The 9,069-nt window shown below is 67.8% G+C and carries 12 protein-coding genes and 1 pseudogene; 4 read left to right on the top strand and 9 right to left on the bottom strand.

Annotated elements, in window-relative coordinates; genetic code table 11:
* The 4 genes and pseudogenes from Q0379_RS13455 to Q0379_RS13440 all read right to left on the bottom strand — a co-directional run.
* Positions 1–187: pseudogene (locus tag Q0379_RS13455) on the bottom strand (23S rRNA (adenine(2503)-C(2))-methyltransferase RlmN); the annotation flags it as partial.
* Between the two features lie 83 nt (positions 188–270).
* Complete coding sequence (locus Q0379_RS13450) at positions 271–1,071, bottom strand: SDR family oxidoreductase (RefSeq protein ID WP_299009542.1); 801 nt, start codon at positions 1,069–1,071, stop codon at positions 271–273.
* A gap of 59 nt (positions 1,072–1,130) precedes the next feature.
* Positions 1,131–1,919, bottom strand: coding sequence for a 3'(2'),5'-bisphosphate nucleotidase CysQ (gene cysQ / locus Q0379_RS13445; RefSeq protein ID WP_299009540.1), 789 nt, complete (start codon positions 1,917–1,919; stop codon positions 1,131–1,133).
* Positions 1,916–2,104, bottom strand: a complete 189-nt coding sequence (locus tag Q0379_RS13440; RefSeq protein WP_013081082.1) for a DUF3553 domain-containing protein — start codon at positions 2,102–2,104, stop codon at positions 1,916–1,918. Before Q0379_RS13440 ends, cysQ begins: the two co-directional genes overlap by 4 nt.
* 66 nt (positions 2,105–2,170) lie before the next feature.
* Between Q0379_RS13440 and chpT the strand changes: the two genes are divergently transcribed.
* The 3 genes from chpT (at position 2,171) to Q0379_RS13425 (ending at position 4,128) form a co-directional block, all read left to right on the top strand.
* Positions 2,171–2,854: a histidine phosphotransferase ChpT gene (gene chpT, locus Q0379_RS13435; RefSeq protein ID WP_299009533.1), complete on the top strand. Its 684-nt coding sequence runs from the start codon at positions 2,171–2,173 to the stop codon at positions 2,852–2,854.
* 69 nt (positions 2,855–2,923) lie between these two features.
* On the top strand, positions 2,924–3,301 hold the full coding sequence (locus Q0379_RS13430) for a response regulator (protein ID WP_299009530.1): 378 nt from the start codon (positions 2,924–2,926) through the stop codon (positions 3,299–3,301).
* Positions 3,298–4,128 carry a protein-glutamate O-methyltransferase CheR gene (locus Q0379_RS13425; protein ID WP_299009527.1) on the top strand — a complete coding sequence of 277 codons (831 nt, stop codon included), beginning with the start codon at positions 3,298–3,300 and terminating at the stop codon, positions 4,126–4,128. The genes Q0379_RS13430 and Q0379_RS13425 overlap by 4 nt, the downstream gene beginning before the upstream one ends.
* Positions 4,129–4,133: 5 nt before the next feature.
* Here Q0379_RS13425 and Q0379_RS13420 read toward each other — a convergent pair whose 3' ends face one another.
* The 5 genes from Q0379_RS13420 to Q0379_RS13400 all read right to left on the bottom strand — a co-directional run bounded on the left by Q0379_RS13420 (position 4,134) and on the right by Q0379_RS13400 (position 8,112).
* Positions 4,134–5,093 (bottom strand): hypothetical protein, encoded by a 960-nt coding sequence (locus tag Q0379_RS13420; RefSeq protein WP_299009524.1) that lies wholly within the window; start codon positions 5,091–5,093, stop codon positions 4,134–4,136.
* A 287-nt stretch (positions 5,094–5,380) separates the two neighbouring features.
* Positions 5,381–5,521, bottom strand: a complete 141-nt coding sequence (locus tag Q0379_RS13415) for an entericidin A/B family lipoprotein (RefSeq protein WP_099537138.1) — start codon at positions 5,519–5,521, stop codon at positions 5,381–5,383.
* A 106-nt stretch (positions 5,522–5,627) separates the two neighbouring features.
* Positions 5,628–7,322 carry a histidine kinase dimerization/phosphoacceptor domain -containing protein gene (locus Q0379_RS13410; protein WP_299009518.1) on the bottom strand — a complete coding sequence of 565 codons (1,695 nt, stop codon included), beginning with the start codon at positions 7,320–7,322 and terminating at the stop codon, positions 5,628–5,630.
* Positions 7,319–7,924: a sigma-70 family RNA polymerase sigma factor gene (locus Q0379_RS13405; RefSeq protein ID WP_099537139.1), complete on the bottom strand. Its 606-nt coding sequence runs from the start codon at positions 7,922–7,924 to the stop codon at positions 7,319–7,321. Before Q0379_RS13405 ends, Q0379_RS13410 begins: the two co-directional genes overlap by 4 nt.
* 2 nt (positions 7,925–7,926) lie before the next feature.
* Complete coding sequence (locus Q0379_RS13400; RefSeq protein ID WP_167535166.1) at positions 7,927–8,112, bottom strand: NepR family anti-sigma factor; 186 nt, start codon at positions 8,110–8,112, stop codon at positions 7,927–7,929.
* Positions 8,113–8,338: 226 nt separating this feature from the next.
* Here Q0379_RS13400 and Q0379_RS13395 point away from each other — a divergent pair.
* Positions 8,339–9,069 (top strand): response regulator (locus Q0379_RS13395; protein WP_299009510.1); only part of this gene is annotated, 731 nt, incomplete at its 3' end.

Genomic DNA, 9,069 nt, shown 5'->3' with positions numbered 1-9,069 from the left:
GGTGCATCCAACGGAAGATCTGGGTCGCCCGCATCTTGGCCTTGCCGTGCTCGACCACGCCGCTCTCGACCAGCGCGGCGATCAGCTGCGGGCGCGTGAGGCCCGACAGATTGACCTGCGGCTTGGTGACGGGGGTTGCGGGCGCGGCGTCGGACGAGACGCGCAACAGGTCGAGGGTGACGCTCAAGGGGGTGTCCGGCTCTTCGGGGTCGAGGCGGACATATAGCAGGTCCAGGCCGGTTTTCCAAAAGGCCCAGACGTCGCGGGGCGTCAGACCTTGCGGAACCGGCCGCCCTGGTTGGCCATCAACGCCAGCGCCCAGTCGTCCGGCAGGACCTTGGCCACGGCGGCGATCGCCTTGTTGGGCGAGCCTGGCACGCAGATCGGACGGTTGGCCTCGGCGGCTTCGTAGCCCGCCGCCGCGACCTCGTCAGCGCCCAGCCACATCCACTCCGGCACGCCTTGGCTGACCTGGGCGCGAGTGCCGTTGACATCGTGGAATTCCGAATAGGTGAAGCCGGGGCAGAGGGCGCTGACATGCACGCCGGTCGACAGGTTCTCCAGGTGCAGGCTTTGGGAGAACTTCACGAGGAAGCCCTTCGTCGCGGCGTATAGCGTGTGTCCCGCCGCGCCGGGCGCCAGGCCGGCCAGCGACGCGACATTGGTGATGCGGCCGAACCGGCGCTCGACCATGCCAGGCAGCACCTTGTGGGTCATCTCGCAGACCGAGGTCAGCATCACCTGCAGGAAGGTCGCCTGGTCGGCCCAGCTCGTCGTCGCATAGGTCCCTGGCAGGCCGTAGCCGGCGTTGTTGACCAGGGCGTCGACCACCCGGCCCTGCTCGGCGATGGCGGCCAGCACCGTGTCGACGCCCGCCGGCTCGGCGAGGTCGGCGGCGACGGCGTAGGCCTCGACGCCCGAACGGAGCTTGATCTCCGCGGCCAACGCTTCGAGCCGATCGACGCGCCGCGCGGTCAGGACCACGTCATAGCCATGGCTGGCGTAGATGCGGGCGGAGGCGGCGCCGATGCCGGCGGAGGCACCGGTGATCAGGGCGAGACGGCGAGCCATGCGGTCATCCGATCAGAGCAAAGAACGTCGCCGGACAGCAGCACGGCCGATGATTTGGTTCAAGCCGCGCCGCCGCGCGCCACGAACCAGCCATTACGGAACGCCTGGTCCGCCTTGCCATAGGTGAACGGCGAGCCGTCGGGCTGGGTGAAGGTTCCACCGGCGGCGACCAGCACCGCGTGGGCGGCGGCGGTGTCCCATTCTGAGGTTGGGCCGTGGCGCGGATAGATGTCGGCCGAGCCCTCGGCGATGCGGCACATCTTGATCGACGAATCCATGGCCGTGCGGAGATCGAAGCCGTACTCGGCCGCCAGCTCGGCGGCCTTCTCCTCGCGCATGGTGTGGCTGATCAGGCCCAAGGCTTGGCCGGTCGGCCAGGGGCGCACACGCGCCGGAGCCTCAGGCGCATCGGGCCCCATGCGCTTCATCGCGCCGTCGGCCGTCGTGTACCAGACCTCGCCCGTGGCCGGGGCGCAGACGGCGCCGGCGACCGGCAGGCCGTCCTCAATCAGGCCGATATTGACGGTGAAGTTCGGGTCGCCGCGCACGAAGGCCTTGGTGCCGTCGACCGGGTCGACCAGGAAGAAGCGCGATCCAACGGCGTCGGGCGTCCCGAACTCGCTGGCGTGCTCCTCGGAGATCACCGTGACGCCCGGAAACGCTTCGGCCAGACGCTGCAGGATCAGGCGTTCGCCCGCCCGATCGGCCTCGGTGACCGGGCTCTCGTCCGCCTTCTGGGCCACGGCCAGCTCCGTCCGCCAGAATGGCAGGATGATCGTCGCCGCCTCCTCGGTGATCCGGGCGAGGGCGCGGCCCCAATCAGCCAGGGTCTGGGTCGTCTCGCTCATGCCTGCCCCCGGGGGTCGTCGCCGACGAACTCTAGTCGGACACGCCGGCCGTCGATCGTCTGCTTGCCCGCCTCTTCGAAATTGACGGTGACCCGATGTCCGATCACGGACTGAACCTGTCCCAGTCCCCAGTCGGGCTGGTCGGGATGGCGCACCAGGACGCCCGGCTCTAAAAACGGATCCATAACGGCCCTCCTCTAGAGCCTTGGGCTAGTTTGCCAAAGCCTCAAATCACGGCAGACTCCGCCGCCATGACCGATATCGTCCCCGAGACCGTTCCTGCGACCCCGGCGCCTGCGCAAACGGACGTGCAGGGCCCCGACTTCGCCGCCATGCTGGCCGCGCGCCTGTGCCATGACTTCATCAGTCCGGCCAGCGCCATCGTCTCGGGCCTGGATCTGCTGGAAGACCCCGCCGCCCAGGACATGCGCGACGACGCCATGAACCTGATCGCCTCGTCGGCGAGAAAGCTGGCGGATCTGCTGCAGTTCACCCGCGTGGCCTTCGGCGCCTCGGCCTCGGCCGAGAATTTCGACAGTCGCGAGCTGGAAAAGCTGGCGCAGGGCGTCTTCGCCCATGTGCGCCCGAGCCTGAACTGGGCGATCGAGCCTCAGGCCATGAACAAGCCGTCCGCCCGAGCGGTGCTCAACATCGCCCAGATCGCCGCCAGCGCCTTGCCGGCAGGCGGCGTCGCCACCTTGAAGGGCGTGAGCGCCGATGGGCGCTTCTCGATCATCGCCGAGGCCGTCGGCCCGCGCGCGCGCCTGCGGCCCGAGGTCCTGGCCGGCCTGAAAGGCGAGCCCCTGGCCGAGGGCCTGGGCGGTCCGTGGGTCCAGGCGGCCTATCTGAACGCCCTGGTGCGCGCGGCTGGCGGACAGATCGCGTGCGAGGTTGGCGAGGATCGCGCCTCGATCGCGGCCTGGGTGCCCGCCTAGCGCCTTCATAGCGCTCGAAAAATCGGCAAACCGCTCCTTAACCAGAAGCCTGCATTTTGGTCGTCTGGATTGGAGCACGCCGTGAAGACCTGCCTGGTGGTCGACGACAGCCGGGTGATCCGCAAGGTCGCCCGCCGAGTCCTCGAGGACATCGGCTTCGACATCGCCGAGGCTTCCGACGGCATGGAAGCTCTGGCGTGGTGTCGCGCGGCCATGCCTGACGCCGTGCTTCTCGACTGGAACATGCCGGTGATGAACGGCCTCGAGTTCCTGCGCCAGCTGCGCAAGGAGCGAGGCGGCGACGCGCCCAAGGTCATCTTCTGCACTGTGGAGAACAGCATCGACCGCATCCGCGAGGCGCTGGACGCCGGCGCGGACGAGTACATCATGAAGCCGTTCGACGGCGACATCATCCAGGCGAAGTTCGCCCAGGCGGGTCTGCTGTGACCCCCGAGCATATCGAGCTTCTGGCCGCGCTGGGGCGCGCCCGAGCCGGCGTGCGGGTCGAGGTTGAAAAGCCTTACCTCATCGAGAGCCGCCTCACCCCGCTGGCGCGACGCGAGGGCTTCGAGAGCATCGAAGCCCTGATCGACGAGCTACGCGCCAAGCGGGAGGAGCGGTTGATCTGGGCGGTCGTCGAGTCGCTTTGCCGGACCGAGACGACCTTCTTCCGCGGACGGGAAGCCTTCACGGCGCTTCGCGACGGTGTGCTGCCGTCACTTTCTCACCGCCGGGATACGCCGCTGCGGATCTGGAGCGCGGCCTGCGCCACCGGCCAGGAGGTCTATTCGGTCGCCATGGCCGCCGCCGAGGCGACGGGCTTAGCGCCGGGCGCGCGGTTCGAATTCTTCGGCTCGGACCTTTCCGAACGGTGTCTGGAGAAAGCCCAGAGCGGTCTCTACACCCAGTTCGAAGTCCAGCGCGGCCTGCCGATCCGCATGCTGGTCAAGTATTTCGAGAACCAGGACGACACCTGGACGATCTCGCCCCGCATCCGACAGATGGTGCGCTGGCGGCGGATCAACCTGCTGTCCGACCTCTCGGCTCTGGGCCTGTTCGATGTGATCCTGCTGCGCAATGTCTTGCGCAACATGGTCCCGGCGCTGCGTCCCAAGGTCGTTCGCAGCCTTGCCGGTCGGCTCGCGGCGGACGGGGTGCTGGTGCTGGATCCCGAGGACGACGTCACGGATCTCGACGACATCCTGGTCGCCGCGCCTGGCGGCGCGGGCCTCTATCTGCGCGACCCGACGATTGGAACGGCCGCGGCCGCGTAACGCCTTCAGGCTCTTCGGAACCTTGTCTGCAGGCGCGCGAGAGCGGCGCCGCCCGCGACGCCGGCCAGCATCTCGCCGATCCGGGCCAGCACGCCGGCTCGCGCGGGCGGCAGAGCCGCGAGCGCGGGGGCGAGCTTACGGTACAGGATCGGGTGCGCGTCGGCCCCGACGATGGCCTCATGCAGGCCCATGGCGTCCACCACGGCGCGAGCGGCCTTGCGCCATTCGATGGGCGGAGCCTCCCCGTGCGGCGCCGGCGCGCGGCAGTCCGAGAAATCAGGTTTCAATCCGCTGCCCGCGGCGATCGCGGCTTCGATCTCTCGCGCATAGGCCTGATCCCGCGCCAACCGATCCACGTCGATCACCAGATCGGCGTGCGGAAGCGCCTTCAGATGGGACGCCAGCCAGACCGCCAGGAAGGCCTGGAAGGACAGGCTGGCCGGACGGCGCTTGAACGCTCGGCGCACCGTCGCCAGACGCTGGGACAGCGGTCCGGAAACGCCGAACTCGCGGCCTAGAATCTGCCTGGAGGCGTCACGCCAGGCGGCCATTTCCAGCAGCAGGACGTAGTGGCACAGCTCGAAATAGGTAGGTCTCGGGCGGCGACGCAACGAATAGAACGATAGCCATTGCTGCACTGGGTCGCGCACAAGGACGATATGGAAGCCGCCAAATCGCTTCTTGAGCCAACCCGCCCGTCCGAGCGTACGACAACAGGCCAGCACCGGCGTCTCGCCCCGCTTCCGCGCCGCGTCGATCAGGCCCTCCACATAGGCCTGCTGCGCCAGATCGCTGGCCTCGGGCTCGATCCAGAAACGGTCCAAGGCGAAGCTGGCGTCAAAACGCTGGACGCCGCCTGCGGGATCCAGGACGACCTCGAACTCCTTGAGATAGGGCTCGCTGCCGCCCGGATGCCTCAGGCCGCTGTTGTCGGGTGTCTCGGCGCGGATCGTCCCGGCCGTCACACGGGCCAGCTGCTCATGCCAAGGCTCATAGTAGGCTCGAACATTCGGCGCGGCGCGAAAGCGATGCCAGATGTACGTGCTGGAACACCGCCAGCCGCTATGAACAAAGACAGCGCCGCTCGACAATCACTCGGTCCCTCTCTCGGAGAGGCCACAGTTCACCCGCTCTTTTTCAGCTATATCTCTCGCGAGCGCTTCTCGTTTGCGGCGCCGTAACACTTGGACCGGCGCCGAAAGAAAAAGGCCCGCCGTCACCGGCGGGCCTCTGTCTCGAAAGACGTCTGACGTCAGTTGTTCTTGACGTCCTTGGCCGTGTCGCTGACGGCGCGACCGGCCGACGAAACGTCCTTGCCGGCGCCTTCGACCGTATTGCAGGCCGCGACCGACAGGCTGGCGGCGAGGGCGGCCAGGATCACCAGTTTACGCATGCTCTTCTCCGCTGTTGGCCTCCCAGGGCATCATGGGAAGGCTGTGACGTAATCGCCCGGAGAGAACGTCAGCGGCGAAGCTCGGTTCCGGTGGAGATCCCTAGATTCAGGCCGCTGATCCAACGGCGAGCGGCGTGGGGAAAATCAGCCGAACCGTAAGGCCCCTAGGATCTTGTGTCTCGAAGGAGACCTTGCCGCGCAGCTGACGGGCGAAGGCGGTCATCAGGGTCCGGCCCACACCGCCGCCGAGGCTGTCCGCCGCCCCAGGACCGTCGTCGCTGATCGAAAGCTCGGCCTCCTCGCCCCGCACATAGAAGCTGACCCGGAGCGTGCCTCCCGTCGCGCCGAACGCGTGCTTCTGTGCGTTGGTGATCGCCTCGACGGCGAACAAGGCGATCGGCGCCAGACGGTCGGGGTCGATCACCAGAGGATCGGCGTGGACCTCGGTCCGCACCAAGTTGGACGTCCCCATGTCGTTCGCCAGAAGCTGGGCGGTCAGCTCTTCCAGGAAGGGGCGCAGGTCCACCCGCTTCAGGTCAGGCCCCTGATAGAGGGCGCGATAGATCTGGGCCAAGGCCGTGATCCGTTGGCGCGTGTCGTTCATCGCCGCCTTCGCCGCCGGATCGGCCAGGGCGCGCTGCTGCATGTTGAGCAGCGAGGTGATGATTTGAAGGTTGTTCTTCACGCGGTGATGGATCTCGCGCATCAGCGCGTCCTTCTCAGCGAGGCTGTCCATCAACGAAGCGTCGCGGGCGACGATGGCGCCGGCCATGGCGTCGAGGGTGGCGGCCAGCTCCCGGATTTCGGGCGGCGCGCGCTCGGCCTGCAAGGGCCTGACGGTAAAGCGGCCGCGCGCATAGATCGCCGCGACGCGCTGCAAATAGACAATCCAGCGGATCACGCCCCGCTCGGCGGTGAACCACACCGCAGCCAGACCCAGAACGAAAGCCAGCAAAGGCAGAAGCAAGCGCGAGATCGGATTGATCCAGGCCCAGGACAGCAGTCGAGGAGCCGGCGCCGAGAGAATGACGAAGACATTATCATCGACCAGAGGCGCCGCCGAGAACGTCCGATCGCGGCGCTGGGCGTCGCGGGCGTTCCAAAGCGCCGCGCCGCGCTGCTTGGCGACGGCGCGCCAGCCGCTGGGCGGGGCGCTGAAGGCGGCGGGACTGGTGGCGGCGAACACCCGCCCGCGAGAGTCCGCCAGAGCCACCTCGGCGCCGCCAGGCAGAAAGCGGTTGGCCGTCTCCACCTTCAGATCGTCCAGCGTCAGCACAGCGGCCATCGCGCCCTCGAAACGCTCCGGCGAGCCCGAGCGGACAGCGGCGAGGACCGCCGGTTCATTGGCGTAAGTCGCGCCAGGATCGGCGGCGACCACCAGGCTGGCGCCTCCGCGAAGGGACTGGAACCAAGCGCGCGCCCCGCGCTGGGGGTCGTAAGGCGTCGTGGCGGCGGCGCAGGCCACGCGGCCGCGCGCGTCGAAGCGGATCAGATTCGCATAGCCGGGCAGTCTCGCGCGCATATCGGCCAGGCGCTGGGCGCACTCCAACCCGACCGTGCCCGGACCCAAGGTCTGTAGCAGCACGCCCGCCGACATGATCCGCGCCCGCGCGACGGCCGCACTGCGGCCCGCCGCCAGCTCCAAGCTCTGGCGACGCGAGTCCGCCTCCGCGCGGAACGCGAAGACGGACTGCAGACCGCCTAAGAGCAGCACGGGCAGCAGCGCCACGCACAGAGCTATGGCGAGACGGACGCGGATCGATGTGACGGCCTGCGTGGCGCGGCCGGCGAGCGCTTTCACCGCAGAGAGCTCAACCGCTCCGCGTCGGCCAGGATGGCGTGCATCGCATCACCGGCGGCCGCGCCATCGCGGTCGTAGGCGCCCGCTTCAAGGATCGCCTGCAAGGCGCGGCGGGCCCGGCTAACCCGGCTCTTCACCGTGCCAACCGCGCAGCCGCAGATGTCGGCGGCTTCCTCGTAGGCGAAGCCGCCCGCGCCGACCAGGATAAGCGCTTCACGCTGCTCGGCGGGCAGCATGGCCAGGCCCAGGCGGAGCTCGTCCAGGGCGACCGGCGCTTCCGGATCGTCCACGGCCACGAGGGTTCGCTCGGCGGCCTCCTGATCCAACTGGCTCTGGCGCCAGCTGCGGCGCTTCTCGGAATAGAACTGGTTGCGCAGGATCATGAAGGTCCACGCCTTCATGTTCGTGCCCAGCTGGAAGCTGGCGCGCGCGTCCCAAGCCTTCATCATGGCGTCCTGCGCCAGATCGTCGGCGGCGGTCGGATCCCCCGTCAGCGTCCGCGCGAAGGCGCGCAGATGCGGGATAAGGGTCACCAGCTCGCGCTTGAACAGAGCGTCACGCGCGGGATCGGGCGCCGAACGCCCCACCTTCTCTTCGGCCATGGTCATTGGCCTCCCGTCGGCGGCTCTGCCTTGCGCAGAATATCGAGGAATTCGTCCGGCACTGGCTCGTTGACGACCTCGTCGAACATCTGGCGCAGCTTCACGCCGATGGCCTGTTGGCGCAAGCGCGCCTCGTCAAGCGCCGCAGCGCTCTTGCGTTTGTCTTCCATGGGTACGTGTTCGATCATGTCCTCGACACCGAAGTGCATCGGCGTCCGCCCCCTTTGGCCGAATGTCTTTCCGCCGGATGACAACGTGCTTTTCCGTACCGGGTTCCATAAGCTTGGGCATAAGATGTCAAAAATCCTCGACTGACGGAACCGGTCAGTTGAGGAGGCGTTATCGGCCTTCGACGGAACGGCGCAGCTTTGCCGTGCGTTCTACGGTTTTAGAGACACCGCATCGGGAGGGGTCATGAGTCTTCTTGCTCGGCTGGCGCCGCATCTGCCTTACATCCGCCGTTACGCTCGCGCCCTGACCGGCGATCAGACCACCGGAGATCACTATGTCCGCGTCGCGCTGGAGGCTCTTGCGGCCGGCGAGCGTTCGCTGGACGCCGACCTGTCGCCGCGCGTGGCGCTCTATCGCGTGTTCCACGCCATCTGGCTGAGCTCCGGCGCTCAGCTCGAGGCCCGTCGTGATGAGAGCATCTCGTCCGCCGACGACGCGTCTCAGCGACTCATGCGCATCGCCCCGCGCTCGCGTCAGGCGTTCCTGCTGACCGCTCTAGAAGGCTTCACCCCGACCGAGGCCGCCCAGATCCTGGACTGCGATTTCGGCGAAATCGAACGGCTGATCGCCGACGCCCAGGCCGAGATCGACGCCGAACTGGCGACCGAGGTTCTCATTATCGAGGATGAACCGGTCATCGCCGCCGACATCGAAGCCCTGGTCCGTGAACTCGGGCACGACGTCACCGACATCGCCGCCACCCGTGGCGAGGCCGTCGACGCGGTCGCGCGGCGCACGCCGGGCCTGGTGCTAGCCGATATCCAGCTGGCGGACGGTTCGTCGGGCATCGACGCGGTCAAGGACATTCTGGGTCGCCTCGACGTGCCGGTGATCTTCATCACAGCCTTCCCGGAGCGCTTGCTGACCGGCGAGCGTCCGGAACCGACCTTCCTGATCACCAAGCCCTTCCAGCC

The organism is uncultured Caulobacter sp. (assembly GCF_937900395.1).
Lineage (GTDB): Bacteria > Pseudomonadota > Alphaproteobacteria > Caulobacterales > Caulobacteraceae > Caulobacter.
This window is presented reverse-complemented; position numbering and strand designations above follow the sequence as displayed.

Excerpts from the sequence above, each read along its gene's own strand:
- Q0379_RS13400 (WP_167535166.1), bottom strand. The coding sequence starts at position 8,112 with ATGATCGAACACGTACCCATGGAAGACAAACGCAAGAGCGCTGCGGCG.
- Q0379_RS13405 (WP_099537139.1), bottom strand. The coding sequence starts at position 7,924 with ATGGCCGAAGAGAAGGTGGGGCGTTCGGCGCCCGATCCCGCGCGTGAC.
- Q0379_RS13440 (WP_013081082.1), bottom strand. The coding sequence starts at position 2,104 with ATGGATCCGTTTTTAGAGCCGGGCGTCCTGGTGCGCCATCCCGACCAG.
- chpT (WP_299009533.1), top strand. The coding sequence starts at position 2,171 with ATGACCGATATCGTCCCCGAGACCGTTCCTGCGACCCCGGCGCCTGCG.
- cysQ (WP_299009540.1), bottom strand. The coding sequence starts at position 1,919 with ATGAGCGAGACGACCCAGACCCTGGCTGATTGGGGCCGCGCCCTCGCC.
- Q0379_RS13415 (WP_099537138.1), bottom strand. The coding sequence starts at position 5,521 with ATGCGTAAACTGGTGATCCTGGCCGCCCTCGCCGCCAGCCTGTCGGTC.
- Q0379_RS13450 (WP_299009542.1), bottom strand. The coding sequence starts at position 1,071 with ATGGCTCGCCGTCTCGCCCTGATCACCGGTGCCTCCGCCGGCATCGGC.